17 protein-coding genes are annotated in these 16,098 nt (G+C 51.9%); 15 read left to right on the top strand and 2 right to left on the bottom strand.

The annotated features are described in order from the left end of the window. Nucleotides 1-239: 239 nt before the first annotated feature. Entirely contained in the window at nucleotides 240-1,571 is a 1,332-nt protein-coding gene (gene argA, locus ACTG33_RS11860; protein ID WP_439135444.1) for an amino-acid N-acetyltransferase, read from the bottom strand. Nucleotides 1,572-1,746: 175 nt separating this feature from the next. Next, nucleotides 1,747-2,895, bottom strand: a complete 1,149-nt coding sequence (gene argE, locus ACTG33_RS11865) for an acetylornithine deacetylase (RefSeq protein WP_439135430.1) — start codon at nucleotides 2,893-2,895, stop codon at nucleotides 1,747-1,749. A 287-nt stretch (nucleotides 2,896-3,182) separates the two neighbouring features. On the opposite strand from argE, the gene ACTG33_RS11870 reads away from it, so the two are divergent. The 15 genes from ACTG33_RS11870 (at nucleotide 3,183) to ACTG33_RS11940 (ending at nucleotide 15,971) form a co-directional block, all read left to right on the top strand. Next, nucleotides 3,183-4,352 (top strand): hypothetical protein, encoded by a 1,170-nt coding sequence (locus ACTG33_RS11870; protein WP_439135431.1) that lies wholly within the window; start codon nucleotides 3,183-3,185, stop codon nucleotides 4,350-4,352. A 32-nt stretch (nucleotides 4,353-4,384) separates the two neighbouring features. Further along, a complete protein-coding gene (gene urtA / locus ACTG33_RS11875) occupies nucleotides 4,385-5,671 on the top strand; it encodes an urea ABC transporter substrate-binding protein (protein ID WP_439135432.1) in 1,287 nt (428 codons plus the stop codon). A gap of 152 nt (nucleotides 5,672-5,823) precedes the next feature. Then, nucleotides 5,824-7,500 (top strand): urea ABC transporter permease subunit UrtB, encoded by a 1,677-nt coding sequence (gene urtB, locus ACTG33_RS11880; RefSeq protein ID WP_439135433.1) that lies wholly within the window; start codon nucleotides 5,824-5,826, stop codon nucleotides 7,498-7,500. Continuing rightward, nucleotides 7,497-8,735 carry an urea ABC transporter permease subunit UrtC gene (urtC, locus tag ACTG33_RS11885; protein ID WP_439135434.1) on the top strand — a complete coding sequence of 413 codons (1,239 nt, stop codon included), beginning with the start codon at nucleotides 7,497-7,499 and terminating at the stop codon, nucleotides 8,733-8,735. Before urtB ends, urtC begins: the two co-directional genes overlap by 4 nt. Before the next feature lie 92 nt (nucleotides 8,736-8,827). Further along, a complete protein-coding gene (urtD, locus tag ACTG33_RS11890; RefSeq protein ID WP_439135445.1) occupies nucleotides 8,828-9,577 on the top strand; it encodes an urea ABC transporter ATP-binding protein UrtD in 750 nt (249 codons plus the stop codon). Further along, the gene (gene urtE, locus ACTG33_RS11895; protein WP_439135435.1) at nucleotides 9,574-10,269 is read left to right on the top strand and encodes an urea ABC transporter ATP-binding subunit UrtE; all 696 of its coding nucleotides are present in this window, start codon (nucleotides 9,574-9,576) and stop codon (nucleotides 10,267-10,269) included. Before urtD ends, urtE begins: the two co-directional genes overlap by 4 nt. 2 nt (nucleotides 10,270-10,271) lie before the next feature. Beyond that, complete coding sequence (locus ACTG33_RS11900) at nucleotides 10,272-11,228, top strand: urease accessory protein UreD (protein ID WP_439135436.1); 957 nt, start codon at nucleotides 10,272-10,274, stop codon at nucleotides 11,226-11,228. A 59-nt stretch (nucleotides 11,229-11,287) separates the two neighbouring features. Then, nucleotides 11,288-11,590 carry an urease subunit gamma gene (locus ACTG33_RS11905; protein WP_439135437.1) on the top strand — a complete coding sequence of 101 codons (303 nt, stop codon included), beginning with the start codon at nucleotides 11,288-11,290 and terminating at the stop codon, nucleotides 11,588-11,590. Nucleotides 11,591-11,620: 30 nt separating this feature from the next. After that, a complete protein-coding gene (locus ACTG33_RS11910; protein ID WP_439135438.1) occupies nucleotides 11,621-11,971 on the top strand; it encodes an urease subunit beta in 351 nt (116 codons plus the stop codon). Between the two features lie 5 nt (nucleotides 11,972-11,976). Further along, nucleotides 11,977-13,707: an urease subunit alpha gene (ureC, locus tag ACTG33_RS11915; RefSeq protein WP_439135446.1), complete on the top strand. Its 1,731-nt coding sequence runs from the start codon at nucleotides 11,977-11,979 to the stop codon at nucleotides 13,705-13,707. Nucleotides 13,708-13,766: 59 nt separating this feature from the next. Next, nucleotides 13,767-14,207, top strand: a complete 441-nt coding sequence (locus ACTG33_RS11920) for an urease accessory protein UreE (RefSeq protein WP_439135439.1) — start codon at nucleotides 13,767-13,769, stop codon at nucleotides 14,205-14,207. Next, complete coding sequence (locus tag ACTG33_RS11925; protein ID WP_439135440.1) at nucleotides 14,188-14,388, top strand: urease accessory protein UreF; 201 nt, start codon at nucleotides 14,188-14,190, stop codon at nucleotides 14,386-14,388. Before ACTG33_RS11920 ends, ACTG33_RS11925 begins: the two co-directional genes overlap by 20 nt. Beyond that, nucleotides 14,389-14,982, top strand: coding sequence for an urease accessory protein UreF (locus tag ACTG33_RS11930; RefSeq protein ID WP_439135441.1), 594 nt, complete (start codon nucleotides 14,389-14,391; stop codon nucleotides 14,980-14,982). 51 nt (nucleotides 14,983-15,033) lie between these two features. After that, nucleotides 15,034-15,726, top strand: a complete 693-nt coding sequence (gene ureG / locus ACTG33_RS11935; RefSeq protein WP_439135442.1) for an urease accessory protein UreG — start codon at nucleotides 15,034-15,036, stop codon at nucleotides 15,724-15,726. A 41-nt stretch (nucleotides 15,727-15,767) separates the two neighbouring features. Further along, nucleotides 15,768-15,971, top strand: a complete 204-nt coding sequence (locus ACTG33_RS11940; protein ID WP_439135443.1) for a hypothetical protein — start codon at nucleotides 15,768-15,770, stop codon at nucleotides 15,969-15,971. Nucleotides 15,972-16,098: the final 127 nt, after the last annotated feature.

The raw sequence follows: 16,098 nt of genomic DNA on the forward strand, positions 1-16,098 counted from the left end.
TAATGGGCTTGTGAAAGTCATCATCTTTCATGCCAGTGGCACGCCAGAGTGCGCGGGCACCGGCCATGTTGCGGCCGGCAGTGGAAGTCTTGGAGCGGTAGACGGGCATGTGTGAAACCTCTTTGCCGTTAAAACTGATGAAATACGAAATATCGTAGAACTGACCGGGCATTTTAACAGGTTTTACCCCGTTTGAATGCCTCGGCCGATGCGGGCAGGATAGCAGCTCACAGCAAGGATTAAAGGGCTTTGATGAAAACCTTGGAGTTGCGCTGAAAGTTGTACAGGCTTTGCTTTTCAGCCGGTAAGCGATCCAGATTTGCCGCCACGAAACCCTGTTCCAGAAACCAGTGAGCGGTTTGGGTGGTGAGTACGAACAGCTCGCGGATGCCCTGTTTGCGGGCTTTGCTTTCGATGGCGTCTAAAACCAGCTTGGCTCTGCCGCCCTTGCGGTATTCGCCGTGGGTCGCCACGCAGGAGAGCTCTGCGGTCGTCGGCGCAGCTCCAAATGGGTAGAGTGCGGCGCAGGCAATGATGGTGCCGTCTTTCTCAAGGATGGTAAAACGGTCGATTTCGCTTTCCAGCAACTCACGGGAACGTCTGACCAGTGCACCCTGCTGCTCGAGAGGCTCGATCAATTCCAGCAGGCCACCGACATCGTCAATGGTCGCCTGACGAATCAATTCATAGTCATCGCGATGTACCAGCGTGCCCGACCCGTCACGGGTAAACAGCTCCTGCAACAGAGCCCCGTCCTGTTGGTAACTGATGATCTGAGCCCGTGGGACACCCTGCTGGCAAGCGTCGTAGCAGGCCTGCAATGATTGGGAGCGATCGTGATCCTGTTCCAGTTGAGTCAGTTGCTGGGCGCATTCAGACAGGCTCAATTGACGGCAAAGGTTGCCATCTTGATCGTAAAAGCCGGTTTCTGAAGTGAACGCGATCAGTTTGTCAGCCTGCAGTGCACTGGCGACCTGAGTGGCGATCTCGGCAAAGCTGAGGTTAAACAGCTCGCCGGTGGGGGAATAGCCCAGTGGCGACACCACCACGATGGCATCGCTGTCCAGCGCCTGGTGCAGCGCTTTGTTATCAATTCTGCGTACTTTGCCGGTGTGTTGAAGGTCGACACCGTCGATCACGCCAATGGGCTTGGCTGTGACAAAGTTGCCTCCCACCACCCGAATGTGCGCGCCGTGCATAGGCGAGTTGGGCAGGCCTGTGGACAGTGCGGCTTCGATGGCGAAGCGCACTTCGCCAACAGCCTGACTGACACTGGTCATTTGGGCTGCGTCTGTGACGCGCCATTGTTCATGAAAGTCTGAGTTTGAGTGCTCCAGCCCCAGGCGGGCATCAATTTGCGGACGAGCTCCGTGAACCAGTACCAAGCGCACGCCCAGGCTGTTAAGCAGGGCAATGTCGTGAATGATGTTGTGAAAATTATCACTCTGCATGGCCGCACCGGGCAGCATCAGCACAAACGTTTTGTTGCGATGTGCATTGATGTACGGCGATGACTGGCGAAACCATTTCACATAGTCTTTGGTTTCGGATCCTTGAGGCGTGTCCACGATAAGTCCTTATGCAAAAAAAGGCGATGCCTTATGCCTGTTAACGATTAACCATCAACTTGAGGCAGTTGTAGTTGTATTTGTAACTTTAGCTGTAGTGATAGTTTTGGCTGTAGTGTTAGTTTTTACTCTGCTGTAGTGCTTGTTTTTACTCTAGTGTTAATAGATGTTTTAGGCATTATAAACAAAACTGCCGGATCAGGCCTTTCAGGGTTTCAACGGCGGGCTTGATCTGCTCTGTGGGTATGTATTCATTGGGCTGATGAGCCTGATCGATATGCCCGGGCCCCATCACAATGGTTTCCATCCCCAGACTCTGAATAAAAGGAGCCTCGGTCGCAAAGGCGACACTGCTGGCGCTGTTGCCGGTTAAGCGTTCCGCGGCCTGAACCAGCGCGGAATTGGCGGGTTCTTCATAGGCAGGAACGCCACCAAACAGGGTCTCTCTGCTGATTTTGACGCCGGTATCCGTCGCGATAGCTTGCAGTCGGGTATCGATTTCCTGACGCAGCTCGTCGTTATCCATGCCCGGAATAGCGCGTAAATCAAACTGAAGCTCACAGTGACCACAAATGCGGTTGGGGTTATCGCCGCCGTGGATGCACCCCAGATTTAATGTGGGTCCGGGAATGGTAAACCCCGGATTGTGGTAACGCTGCTGCAAATGACGACGATAGTTCATCAATTCCGACATCACCTGATGCATGGATTCCAGAGCATTGTTGCCCAGTGCCGGGTTGGACGAGTGCCCTGCGAGTCCTTCAATACTGACCTTCTCCATCATGATGCCTTTGTGCATACGGATGGGCACCAGGCCTGTGGGTTCGCCAATCACTGCGTAGCGGGCTTTGGGGTGTCCCAGTTCTGCCAGCGCATGGGCGCCACTCATGGAGCTTTCTTCATCGGCGGTGGCGAGAATAATCAGTGGTTGCTTCAGTGGCGTGTCGGCAAACGCTCTGGCGGCTTCAATGGCGATCGGGAAGAAGCCTTTCATATCAGTAGCCCCTAAACCAAACCAGCGATTGTCCTTTTCCGTGAGCGTAAACGGGTCACTTTGCCACTGGAAATCGTCGTAGGGGACGGTGTCGGTATGTCCGGCCAAAACCAGGCCGCCGGGCCCCGTTCCCAGCGTCGCAATCAGGTTGCACTTGCGACCTCCGCCACCCGGTACTTCCATAATTTCTGTTTGGAAGCCCAGTTCGTCGAGCCAGGTGGCGAGCAGTTCAATCACCGGTCGGTTGGGCATATCCCATTTGTCGCTGTAGCTGCTCACAGAGGGGCTGGCGACTAACTGTTGCAGTTGAGAGAACAGCTTGGGTAGTGGCATACAAGGTAAACCTGAGTGTGGTTAAGAGTGGGCGGAAAAGATCCTGATAAGACCCTCAATGTAACAGATTATGGCGGACAAAATGTAACAGATTATGGAAGACAGCAGCTATGGATCTTCACGGACGGATCCTCTGGCAAAAAGGGCAGCCGTGATACCGACTACGTCATTTGACGTACCTCCGTGAGTCGATTGGCTCATGGTGGCCATTCCCTCCCTGTGAATAAATAGAGACTCTGAAAAAACTTCTATTACACAACAAAAATCATGGGTCACAGGGTATCGCTATGAAAAAGGAACTGATTGGGCTGTTTAATCGCAGCTTGAGTGTAAGGGCGGGCATGTCAGCCGGCCTCTTGGGCGTTGCGTGTCTGTCTTCACCGGCCATGGCGGGTGGGAAAATTGAAATTGATGACACCAAATGGGTCAGCGTAGGGGCTGGTCTGCGGGCTCAATACGAATCCGTAGAGGACGGTGCCGATAATGGGGAAGATCGCAGCAATGACTTCGCCGTTACTAATATGCGTCTGTATATGGCAGGTCAGATTCACGAATACATCAAATTTACGTTTAACACCGAAAAACTGGATGGCGAGGATGTTGAAGTTCTGGATGCCATTGCCCAGTTTGAGTTAAGCCCAGCTTTTAATGTCTGGGCCGGTCGTATGCTGACGCCAGCGGACCGGATCGAAATGAGTGGCCCGTTTTATGCCCTCAGTTGGAATCAATATCGACAGCCGTTGTACGCATCGGATCAGGGCGGTGAAGCGGGCCGTATTGGTCGCGATGAGGGCGTCACCGTTTGGGGCAAGCTGGGTAAGTTTCAATACGCTGTTGGTGCATTTGACGGTCTGGAAGGCGGAGCCAATGAATCCGATAACCTGCTGTTTGCCGGTCGCTTTGCCTACAACTTCCTCAACATGGAAGACAACCCCGGTTACTACACCAGCTCAACCTACTACGGCGGTCTGGGCAATATTCTGACCGCAGCGGTTTCTTTCCAGACGCAAAGTGATGGCGTCGGTGTTGCGGGTGAAGCGGGTGACTTTACCGGTTACACCTTCGATGTGCTGTCCGAAACCGTCTTTGACGGTGGCAATGTTCTGACCATCGAGGGTGAGTATAAAGATTTTGATGCGGATTACACTCTGGCAACACCTCCGGTTGCGGCAGGCGACTGTTTCTGTCTGTTTGACGGCACCTCTTACTTTGCCACCGCCGCATTCCTGTTTGGTACCGACGTGGGTCCAGGTAAATTCCAGCCTTACGTGCGCTATGTGGAAAACGATCCCAGCGATGCGGAAACCAGTGATTCTACCGAGGTTGGTTTGAACTACGTGATCTCTGGTCACAATGCGCGCTTGAATCTCAACTATGTCGATGGTGACGCAAATGCCAGCGGTTACGCTGGATCTGATGTAAATGCACTGACGTTTGGTGTGCAAATCCAGATTTAATTTTTCCAACATTCATTGAAGGAATAAGAATTATGAAATTGAAAAAAATTGCAGCAGGATTAGCGTTGAGCGTAGGCGCATCCGCGTTCTCCTATATGGCACTGGCTGCCGATACGATCAAGGTAGGTGTTTTGCACTCGCTGTCAGGCACCATGGCCATCAGTGAAACCACGCTGAAAGACACGGTTCTGATGATGGTCGAAGAGCAGAACAAAAAAGGTGGCGTGATGGGCAAAAAGCTGGAGGCGGTGGTGGTTGATCCCGCGTCTAACTGGCCTCTGTTTGCGGAGAAAGCTCGCGAATTGATCTCCAAAGACCAGGTGGATGTGATCTTTGGTTGCTGGACTTCGGTTTCCCGTAAATCAGTATTGCCAGTAATTGAGGAATTGAACGGCCTGATGTTTTATCCCGTTCAGTATGAAGGTGAAGAGTCCTCGAAAAATGTTTTCTACACAGGTGCTGCGCCCAATCAGCAGGCGGTGCCGGCAGTGGATTATCTGATGAATGATCTCGGCGTTGAACGTTGGGTGTTAGCAGGCACGGATTACGTTTATCCACGTACCACCAACAAAATTCTGGAAGCGTACCTGAAAGCAAAAGGCGTAGCGCCAGAAGATATCATGGTCAACTACACCCCGTTTGGTCATTCTGATTGGCAAAGTATCGTATCGGACATTAAAAAGTTCGGTAGCGCCGGTAAAGCCACCGCTGTGGTTTCAACCATCAATGGTGACGCCAATGTGCCTTTCTATAAAGAACTGGCAAACCAGGGAGTTTCATCCGAAGACATTCCGGTTGTCGCGTTCTCTGTGGGTGAAGAGGAGTTGTCAGGCATTGATACCAAACCATTGGTTGGTCACTTGGCCGCGTGGAACTACTTCCAAAGCGTCGACACGCCTGAGAACGAAGCGTTTATTGAACAGTGGCATGCGTACACCAAAGATGACAAGCGTGTAACCAACGATCCAATGGAAGCAACTTACATCGGTTTTAATATGTGGGTGAAGGCTGTAGAAAAAGCCGGAACCACGGATGTGGATAAAGTTGAGCAAGCCATGATCGGCATCACCACACCTAACTTGACCGGTGGTACGGCGATGATGAATAAGAATCACCATCTTTCCAAGCCGGTTCTGATTGGTGAAATCCAGGATGATGGTCAGTTCGAAGTGGTTTGGAACACCGAGGGTTTGGTGGATGGCGATGCCTGGTCCGATTACTTGCCAGGATCGAAAGACCTGATTGCCGATTGGACTGCTCCCATTAAGTGTGGCAATTACAACACCGAAACCAAAACCTGCTCAGGTCAAAACTACTGATAAAAGAATGTGTCAGTTAAGTTGTTCATGATTTGAGAAATCTGCACTGCCTGAACCCGTTTCGAGTTTGGGCAGTGCTGTTAAAGGTCGAAGATCCATGTTTGTAAATTCGTGTTTCCGAGACTAATGTTTTGCCGTCATGAGGTTTTTCAGTGAAGCAGACAAAAAAGTTGATCGGGATAGCGTTGTCGCTAGCTCTGATATTCAGTAGCTCCTGGCTTTATGCACAGCAGAGCAGTCCAGAAATCTCTGAAGAGTATTCCGTACAGATCTCCGCCGAGGTGGATCAGTTGTTTAAAGATCTGGCAACGGCAAACTTAAGAGAAAAGTCAGAAATTATAAAACAGCTGGACCAGCAGTCTGGTCGAGAGATGTTGCCGGTCTACCAAACTATGGTAGGTGGTGACCTGTACTATCACAAAGAGACTCTGCAGCTTTATCGGGTTAACGATAATGATCAGGGTGAAGAAACCGTTTACTCGGTGTTCAGTGGCGAGCTGGTCGAGGGGCAGTCGAGCAAAGGCCTGAAAAAAGTCAGGGTTAATAACAAGCTTCGCAAACAGCTTAGAGGAAGCATAGCGCGTATTCAGTTACTGTTTGGTGAGAAAGCTGAGCGCAAAGCGGCAGTGGAAACCATGCTGTCTGGAATTTCACCAGAAACGGTGACTTTATTTAGCGAGGCTGCAGAAAAAGAGCAGGATCAGGAGGTTCTGGATCTGTTGCGTATTGGCGAAGCCATGAACACCGTTACCACATCAACCGATTCCGAAGAACGTGTTGCAGCCGTATCGACTTTATCAGGACGTCTGGAAACCCCAGTTCGCAATCTTCTTTCGACGCTGGTTGCTCAAGATTCCGAGGGCGTGTTTAGGGAGTCGGATGCCGCCGTCAGAGCTGAGGCAGAAAGTGCCTTGCAAGCGATTGATGAGAAAATCAGCTTTTATGGACTGATGGAAAAGCTGTTTTTTGGTTTAAGTTTAGGGTCGGTCTTTCTATTGGCCGCGATCGGTCTGGCCATCACCTTCGGTGTGATGGGTGTGATCAATATGGCGCATGGCGAGATGATCATGCTGGGTGCCTACACCACCTATGTGGTGCAACTGCTCATGCCAAATCATCTGGAGTGGACCATCCTGGTGGCGATCCCCGCGGCGTTCTTAGTGTCTGGAAGTGTCGGTGTGGTTATTGAGCGGACGGTGATTCGTTTTCTCCATGGGCGTCCACTGGAAACCTTGTTGGCAACCTTCGGTATCAGTCTGATTCTGCAGCAACTGGTGCGAACCATCTTTTCCCCACTGAATCGTCAGGTGTCGACGCCCGAATGGTTGAGTGGCTCAATTGAATTGAATCCAATTTTTTCACTGACCTATAACCGCTTATCCATTTTGATCTTTTCTCTGATCGTTTTTGGGGTGCTGATGCTGATCATGAAAAAAACTTCCCTGGGTTTGAATGTTCGAGCGGTGTCGCAAAACCGCAACATGGCCAAGGCGATGGGCATCAAAACAGAGCGGGTCGACTCCATGACGTTTGGTTTGGGCTCCGGTATTGCAGGTGTAGCGGGTGTGGCGTTGAGCCAATTGACCAACGTTGGGCCGAACCTGGGGCAGTCCTACATTATCGACTCTTTTATGGTTGTGGTGTTTGGTGGCGTCGGCAATTTGCTGGGCACTCTGGTGGGCAGCTTCTCTCTGGGCATTGCCAATAAATTTCTCGAGCCGGAAACCGGCGCGGTGTTAGCAAATATTATTATCTTGGTGTTTATTATTTTGTTTATTCAGAAACGACCCAAAGGCCTCTTTCCGCAAAAAGGGAGGGCGGCTGAATGAATGCATTAATGAAATGGTTCACTGACAGAAAGGCGCCAACAGCAGGCAGTTTAACGTCCGGGTTCTCTTCAAAGACTACGGTGCTGGTGGTTGTTGTGTTGTTTACCGTCACCATACTGGCATCAGCCGCCAACCTCTGGCTGTCGCCGGACTCACCTTTGTACGTGAGTACCTATACCATCACGCTACTGGGGAAATACCTGTGTTATGCCTTGTTGGCACTGGCTGTTGATGTGGTGTGGGGCTACTGTGGTGTGCTGAGCCTTGGCCATGCGGCTTTCTTCGCGCTGGGCGGTTATGGCATGGGCATGTATCTGATGCGTCAGATCGGTGATCGCGGTGTGTATGGTAATCCGGAGCTGCCCGACTTTATGGTATTCCTCAGTTGGGACTCGCTGCCCTGGTACTGGTTTGGTATGGATCAGTTTTGGTTTGCCATGTTAATTGCTTTGGCGGTACCGGGTCTGCTGGCGTTTGTATTCGGTTGGCTGGCATTCCGGTCACGGGTTACCGGCGTCTATCTTTCCATTATGACGCAGGCACTGACCTACGCACTGATGCTGGCTTTTTTCCGCAATGAAATGGGTTTCGGCGGCAACAATGGCTTGACCGACTTCAAAGACATTTTGGGCTTCAGTCTGCAATCGGATTCCGTCAGGGTGGCGTTGTTTGCCATAACCGCTCTGATGCTGATGCTGGCGTATGTGCTCAGTCATTTCATTATGAGCTCTCGCTTTGGTCGCGTGATTGTCTCCATTCGCGACGGCGAAGCTCGCGCCCGATTCATGGGGTATCGCACCGAGCGCTATAAGGTATGGCTGTTTGTTTACTCGGCACTGTTGGCTGCGGTAGCCGGAGCGCTCTATGTGCCGCAGGTTGGCATCATCAATCCCGGCGAGTTTTCACCGATCAACTCTATTGAAGTGGTGGTTTGGGTGGCGTTAGGCGGGCGGGGTACCCTCTATGGTGCGATCATTGGCGCTATCTTGGTGAATTACGCCAAAACCCGCTTTACTGCCATCATGCCTGATGGCTGGTTGTTCGCACTGGGGGCTCTGTTTGTCCTGGTGACCGTCTTCCTGCCCAAAGGTATTGCCGGGTTTATTGAAAAGCGTGTCGAGTCCATGGGCAACAGCGATCAAGGCAATGGTGGTAATGGTCAGGACAACAGTGATCAGGCTAAAGGTGATCAGACTACAAAAGGTGATCAGATTACGAAAGGAGCGTCAGCATGACGGTATTAGACGCAACCCGGGATATGTTCCGACGGGATCAGGTTTGGCCATTTCTGGTCGATACGGAATCGGCGGTGGATGTGTCCCACAATATGATTCTGTATGTGGAAGGTTTAAGCGTCAGCTTTGATGGATTCAAAGCCTTGAATGACTTGAACCTCTACGTAAAAGACGGTGAGCTGCGTTGCTTGATTGGTGCCAACGGTGCGGGTAAAACCACGCTGATGGATGTGATCACCGGTAAGACACAATGCGATCAGGGCAGTGTGTATTTCGGTCAGACCATCAACTTACTGCAGCGATCCGAGCCGGAAATCGCTCAATTGGGGATCGGCCGCAAGTTTCAGAAGCCCACGGTGTTTGAGGCTCACACAGTTTTTGACAATCTCGAGTTGTCGCTGAAAGCCGACAAGGGTATCTGGTATACCCTCAGAGCGTCACTGAGCTCTGAAGATCTCGATCGCATTGATGATGTGCTCGAGTTGATCGGGCTAAAAGAGCAGCGTTTTATGCAGGCTGGCGCATTATCCCACGGCCAGAAACAGTGGCTTGAAATCGGCATGTTGCTGGCATCCGATCCGCGACTATTATTGATTGATGAACCGGTTGCCGGCATGACCGCTCAGGAGACCGAGCGTACCGCGGAGCTGCTGACGTCACTGGCGGGGGACCGAACGGTGATTGTTGTTGAGCACGACATGGAGTTTGTCCGCAGCATTGCCCGAACCGTAACGGTATTGCATCAGGGTACGGTGCTGGCGGAAGGCACGATGGACGAAGTGCAAAATAATCAGGATGTGATAGAGGTGTACCTGGGTGAAGAGGCTGGAGAGGAAGCATGATTGCAATCAATAAAGTCAGCCAACACTACGGCGGCACTCAGATTCTTTGGGATCTGGATCTCGATATCAAACAAGGTTCCTGCACCTGCATTATGGGGCGCAACGGTGTGGGTAAGACTACGTTGTTGAATGCCTTAATGGGACTCCTGCCGGTCACCAGTGGCAGCATCGAATTTGAAGGCAAGCCAATCCAGGGGCGCCCTGCGGATGCCCGCGCCCATATGGGTATTGGTTATGTGCCTCAGGGGCGACACATTTTTCCGTTGATGACCGTCGAAGAGAACTTGCGCACCGGTTTGCCCTGCCGCAAGGAAAAAACCAAAGACATCCCGGAAAAGATCTACGAGTTGTTTCCGGTGCTCAAAGACATGAAAAACCGTCTGGGGGGCGATCTCTCCGGTGGGCAACAGCAACAGCTGGCCATTGGGCGGGCTCTGGTAATTGATCCAAAGGTGCTGATTCTCGATGAGCCCAATGAAGGGATTCAACCCAATATTGTCAAACAGATCGGCGACGTTATTTTAAAACTGAATCAGGAAGATGGCTTGACTGTCATCCTGGTAGAACAGAAACTGGGCTTCGCTCGTCGGGTGGGGGAAGAATTCCGCTTGATGGAAAAAGGACGCGTTGTTGCCAGTGATAAAATGGCAAATCTCAACGACGATTTGATTAAACAGCATTTGGCCGTATAAATGTGAATACTGCGTTAACCGCCGTTTTAGAAAACGAATCAACCAGCGGCGCTGACGCCGATGAATCAGCCCCTTCCCGCTGGCATGCACGTCTCAGTCTGGGTTTGAAGTCTGGAGCGCGTGGCACTCGTCTTGTTCACAATGAGCACGACGGGCCACTGTATGTGCAAAAACCGTTTTATCCAGAAGGGGCAGAATTGCCCCATCTTTATATTCTGCACCCCCCGGGTGGTTTGGTGTCCGGTGATCGTCTGCAGCTGGATGTTGATGTGGAAGAGCAGGGACAGGCGCTGCTCACCACGCCAGGCGCCGGGCGTGTCTACCGCGCCCGCGCAGATCGTACCTTGCAGCATCAGGTGAATCACTTTCGGCTGGGGGCAGATGCCACGCTTGAGTGGCTGCCACTGGAAACCATTATTTTCCCCAATGCCCGCACCCGCCTGGAAACTCGTGTCGAACTGGAAGCCGGCGCGCGTTTTATCGGTTGGGAGGTGACGTCATTAGGTCTGCCAGCCTGTGATCTGGACGCGGCCGAGGCAGAAGTGTCGCAACGACTCAGCGTGATTCGTGAAGGCAAGCCGGTGTTTATCGAGCAGTTTCAGCTGAATGCCCAAACGCGACGCTTGTATCAGGCGATGGTAGGGATGCAATCAAAACCGATCAACGGGGTTTTTGTCGCAGGGCCGTTCCCGGAAGAGTCTCCCTTCTCTGCCAAGTCTGCTGCCAGTCAGCAACGAGCTCAATGGATTGCCGAACAAAATCATCAACATTCCGAGGCCGTTCTCAAGCAGGGTGGTAACGTGTTGGCTGGTCTCAGCCAGGTGGGTGATTTTGTCGTTGGACGTTATTTAGGCGACTGCTCAGAGCAAGCACGTCAGCTTTTCGAACAGTGGTGGCAGGCGTTAAGACCAGAGTTGCTTGGGCGTCAAGCCTGTCCGCCTCGTATCTGGTTGACCTAGAATTTATTTTTCGGATAGCGAAATACTGTCCGGACAGACGTACGTTTAGGATATTAAGCATGGAATTACTGCCCAGAGAGAAAGACAAATTATTACTGTTTACCGCTGCGTTATTGGCCGAGCGTCGCTTGGCGAAAGGGTTGCGGTTGAACTATCCGGAAGCGATGGCGTTGATCAGCATGGAAATCATCGAAGGTGCGCGGGAAGGAAAAACCGTCGCTCAATTGATGAGTGAAGGCAAGAAAGTTCTCACCAGCGATCAGGTCATGGACGGTGTTGCAGAAATGATCAGTGAAGTTCAAGTCGAAGCGACCTTTCCCGATGGTACCAAGTTGGTGACGGTTCATGATCCTATTAACTGATCACTCACAGTACAGAGAGGAGTACTTGCCATGAAGCCTGGAGAGATTCAAACCGCCGCGGGTGATATTGTGCTCAACCCCGGGCGAGAAGTGCGGAAGCTGCGAGTGGAAAATACCGGAGACCGCCCTGTACAGATTGGCTCCCATTACCACTTTGCGGAGGTTAACCCTGCACTGTCCTTTGATCGACAAAGCGCGATGGGGTTTCACTTAAATATTGCCTCCGGGACGGCGGTGCGCTTTGAACCGGGTCAGGGGCGAGAGGTGGAGTTGGTGGCCTTTGCCGGTGAGCGTAAAATCTACGGTTTCCGCGGTGAGGTGATGGGCACACTTCCCGTTGCGGGGACTCAGGAAACCGATAACGGAGGAGCAGTATCGTGACCACCATGGACAGACACAGTTATGCCCACATGTTCGGACCCACGGTCGGAGATCGGGTTCGTTTGGGCGATACCGAGTTATGGATCGAAGTTGAAAAGGATTTCACCCATTACGGAGATGAAGTGAAGTTCGGTGGTGGCAAGGTGATTCGAGATGGCATGGGGCAGTCACAACGCTCCTGTTTCGACACCGTGGATCTGGTGATTACCAATGCGTTGATTCTCGATCACTGGGGCGTTGTCAAAGCCGATGTGGGTATCAATGAGGGTCGGATTGTCGCGATCGGCAAAGCGGGTAACCCGGATGTTCAGGACAGCATCGACATCGTCATTGGTCCCGGCACCGAAGTGATCGCCGGCGAAGGATCCATCCTCACAGCGGGTGGTATCGACGCCCACATTCATTTTATTTGTCCGCAACAAATTGATGAAGCGCTGATGTCTGGCGTGACCACCATGATTGGCGGTGGCACAGGACCCGCGACGGGCACGAATGCCACCACGTGCACGCCGGGACCCTGGAACATTGGGAAGATGTTACAGGCTACCGATTCGCTGCCGATGAATTTTGGCTTTCTGGGTAAAGGCAATGCCAGTTTGCCGGAAGCGTTGGAAGAACAGTTGATGGCAGGCGCCTGTGGTTTGAAACTCCACGAAGACTGGGGGACGACTCCGGCTTCCATCGACTGTTGTTTAACCGTGGCGGACAAATACGATGTGCAGGTGGCGATCCACACGGACACCCTGAATGAATCCGGCTTTGTTGATGACACCATCGGCGCCTTTAAGGATCGGGTTATTCACACCTATCACACCGAGGGAGCCGGTGGTGGTCATGCGCCCGACATTATCAAAGCCTGTGCTTATCCGAATGTGTTGCCATCATCAACCAATCCCACCCGGCCTTATACCGTCAATACCATTGATGAACATCTGGATATGTTGATGGTCTGTCACCATCTGGATGCCAGTATTCCTGAAGACGTTGCCTTTGCGGATTCCCGCATCCGCAAAGAGACCATTGCCGCGGAAGATATTCTTCACGATCTCGGTGCGTTCAGTATGATTTCGTCCGACTCACAGGCCATGGGCCGGGTGGGTGAAGTCGTGACTCGCACCTGGCAGACCGCACACAAGATGAAAATTCAGCGTGGCCCACTGAAAGAAGACGAAGCGGGACAGCCGAACAGTGTGGGTAATCCCAATGCTGGCGGAGCGGATAACTTTCGCGCCCGACGTTATGTGGCAAAATACACTATTAATCCGGCGATTGCTCACGGTATTGCTGACCAGGTGGGATCGATAGAAGTGGGCAAGCTGGCGGATCTGATTTTGTGGAAACCCGCTTTTTTTGGAATCAAGCCAGCCCTGATTTTGAAAGGCGGAATGATTGCGGCAGCACCGATGGGGGACGCCAATGCGTCCATTCCGACACCGCAGCCAGTGCATTACCGACCCATGTTTGGATCGATGGGGCTGGCGGTTGCCAAGACGTCGTTCACCTTTGCGTCACAGGCTTCCATTGATGCCGGCGTAGCTGAGACCTTGGGATTGCAGCGGCAGTTGTTGCCCTGTCGCAATACCCGGGCCTTGACCAAAAGCGATATGGTTCTCAACGACTGGTTGCCAGACATTGAAGTCGATCCGCAAACCTATGAAGTACGAGCGGATGGCAAGCTGCTGACCTGTGAACCCGCGAAGGAGCTGCCGTTGGCACAACGCTATACCCTGTTTTAGTACGCGACTTAAATAGTAGGGTCGCCAATTTTTCTTGAAGTAAAAAAGGAAGAGGTTTTTTGGATATCTATGAACGATTGGGATTGATGCCCGATACACAACACGATGAAGTGATTGTGCTGACTCAGGAACAGCGAGACAAAGGTCGATTGAAAACGACCTCCACCGCTGGGGTGGAAGTGCGTGTGTTTCTGGAAAGAGGAAAGCCGCTGTTGGTGGGAGAAATTCTGAAAGCCGATTGTGGCAAGTATGTTCAGGTACAGGGTGCAGTGGAACCGGTAACCCGCGCCGAGTGTGATGACTGGCATACCTTTAGCCGCGCCTGTTATCACCTGGGGAATCGTCACGTGAAGCTGCAAGTGGGCGACCGCTGGTTGCAAATGACTCAGGATCACGTATTGGAAGAGATGTTAATCTTGCTGGGTTTGACCGTTGAGCATGTAGAGGCCGTCTTTGTCCCCGAGTCAGGAGCTTACAGTCATGGCCATCACCACCACTGATACGGGGCTGTTGCGATTGCTGCAGTTGAGCAGCGTCAGCTTGCCGGTGGGTGGTTATGCTTTTTCTCAGGGGCTGGAGTACGCTATCGAAGCCGGTTGGGTAGACTCTGTAGACAGTGCGGAAGCCTGGCTGGAATTACAAATTCACGATGCTCTGGCGCGAGTGGATTTGCCGATTTAATTGCGGGCTTATAAAACCTGTACCGCCCAGTCAGAATCGCAAGAGCCTCAGCGTGAATTACAGGAGCCTCAGCGAGATTTACAGGAGCCTCAGCGGACAGTAAAAAAGCCTCAGCGGGAATTGCAAGCGTCTCAATCAGAAAGTCTTCAGCACTGGAATCAACTGGCGTTGGCTTGTCGTGAAACCAGAGAGCTGCGTCTGACAGACACTGCGATGGGTGAGGCTTTAATGCGGTTGTTGCCCAATCTGGGGATACAACTTGAACTGTCTGACAATGGCGCCGGCGGCCCGGAAGACATCAGTTTTGTGGTGGCTTTTGCAGGTGCGGCTCATGCCTGGCAGGTCGAGTTGGAATCCGCCATGCTGGGGTATGCCTGGTCCTGGTTGGAAAACCAGGTGGCAGCGGCAACCAAGTTGATACCGCTGGGACAAACTCAATCACAACAACTGCTGGGTAAATTGCAACAGCATGTTCCCGAGACTATCGCTTGCGCTCAGTCACTGGAAGACGACGATCTGGGAGCCAGCCTTCCTGCTCTGGCAATTTCCAGCATGCTGCACGAAACCCAATACACCAGATTGTTTCGATCATAATGCTGCATCCAGACGGATGCGATACTGTAAAAAATGAAAGGACAGAGAAGTATGACACAGGCACACGGAGCCTCCCGATTGCAAGATGAGCAACAACAGGCTCGACCCAAACAAACATTGCGGGTGGGTGTTGGCGGCCCGGTTGGATCGGGAAAGACCGCACTGCTGCGCACGCTGTGCTCAGCGATGCGGGATTACTACAACATTGCGGTGGTGACGAATGATATTTACACCCAGGAAGATTCACAGTTTTTAACCCGCCATGAGGTGCTGAGTGAAGACCGTATCATTGGTGTTGAGACCGGTGGTTGCCCACACACGGCAATTCGTGAAGATGCGTCCATGAATCTTGCGGCCATTGATGAGCTGTTACGACGTCATGGTGATCTGGATGTGGTCTTTGTGGAAAGTGGCGGTGATAATCTCAGTGCAACGTTTAGTCCGGAGCTATCCGATCTCACCATCTACGTGATTGATGTGTCAGCGGGAGATAAAATACCTCGCAAAGGTGGGCCGGGTATCACCAAGTCGGATTTGCTGATCATCAACAAAACCGATCTGGCACCTCTGGTGGGAGCCTCGCTGGAGGTGATGGACGAAGACAGCAAGAAAATGCGCGGCAGCCGTCCCTTTGTGTTTTCCAATTTGAAGGCGGGTCAGGGAATCGATGACATTATTCGCTTTATTGTAGAAGACGGGATGCTGCCAGAGCGTGAAATTCCGCCGGCCAAGGCTGTGGTATAAAATAGTAAATTGATCAAATTGAAGGTTAGGAGTTGTACATAATGTGTAATTATAGAATGGAAAAAGCGATCGCGATTCTGCTATTGGGTGTGTTGTCGCCGTTGGCGTTGGCGCACCCGGGGCACAGTGGTGATGTCGGTGCTGCCCACGATATGGAGCATATGCTGTGGACATTGCTCGCAATTGCGGTGGTGGCAGTCGCTGGTTTGGTGTTTGCCCACAAAAAGTGGAATTTGTGGAAGTAACCCCTTGATGTGTAATCAATGAACCCTGTGAGAAGGTTGCTGCCGAATTTTTTAACACAGTTTGTTAAAGCAGTTCGTTAGAGCAGTTTATTTTTACAGCGGTTCATTGACAATCTTCAAGGCAACG

This window comes from Pseudomaricurvus sp. (genome assembly GCF_965662505.1).
Lineage (GTDB): Bacteria > Pseudomonadota > Gammaproteobacteria > Pseudomonadales > Cellvibrionaceae > Pseudomaricurvus.

Coding starts and splice junctions, on each gene's coding strand:
- ACTG33_RS11910 (WP_439135438.1), top strand. CDS start 11,621: ATGAAGCCTGGAGAGATTCAAACCGCCGCGGGTGATATTGTGCTCAAC.
- ACTG33_RS11925 (WP_439135440.1), top strand. CDS start 14,188: ATGGCCATCACCACCACTGATACGGGGCTGTTGCGATTGCTGCAGTTG.
- urtC (WP_439135434.1), top strand. CDS start 7,497: ATGAATGCATTAATGAAATGGTTCACTGACAGAAAGGCGCCAACAGCA.
- ACTG33_RS11905 (WP_439135437.1), top strand. CDS start 11,288: ATGGAATTACTGCCCAGAGAGAAAGACAAATTATTACTGTTTACCGCT.
- urtA (WP_439135432.1), top strand. CDS start 4,385: ATGAAATTGAAAAAAATTGCAGCAGGATTAGCGTTGAGCGTAGGCGCA.
- ACTG33_RS11870 (WP_439135431.1), top strand. CDS start 3,183: ATGAAAAAGGAACTGATTGGGCTGTTTAATCGCAGCTTGAGTGTAAGG.
- ACTG33_RS11940 (WP_439135443.1), top strand. CDS start 15,768: ATGTGTAATTATAGAATGGAAAAAGCGATCGCGATTCTGCTATTGGGT.
- urtD (WP_439135445.1), top strand. CDS start 8,828: ATGATTCTGTATGTGGAAGGTTTAAGCGTCAGCTTTGATGGATTCAAA.
- ureC (WP_439135446.1), top strand. CDS start 11,977: ATGGACAGACACAGTTATGCCCACATGTTCGGACCCACGGTCGGAGAT.
- urtE (WP_439135435.1), top strand. CDS start 9,574: ATGATTGCAATCAATAAAGTCAGCCAACACTACGGCGGCACTCAGATT.
- ureG (WP_439135442.1), top strand. CDS start 15,034: ATGACACAGGCACACGGAGCCTCCCGATTGCAAGATGAGCAACAACAG.
- argE (WP_439135430.1), bottom strand. CDS start 2,895: ATGCCACTACCCAAGCTGTTCTCTCAACTGCAACAGTTAGTCGCCAGC.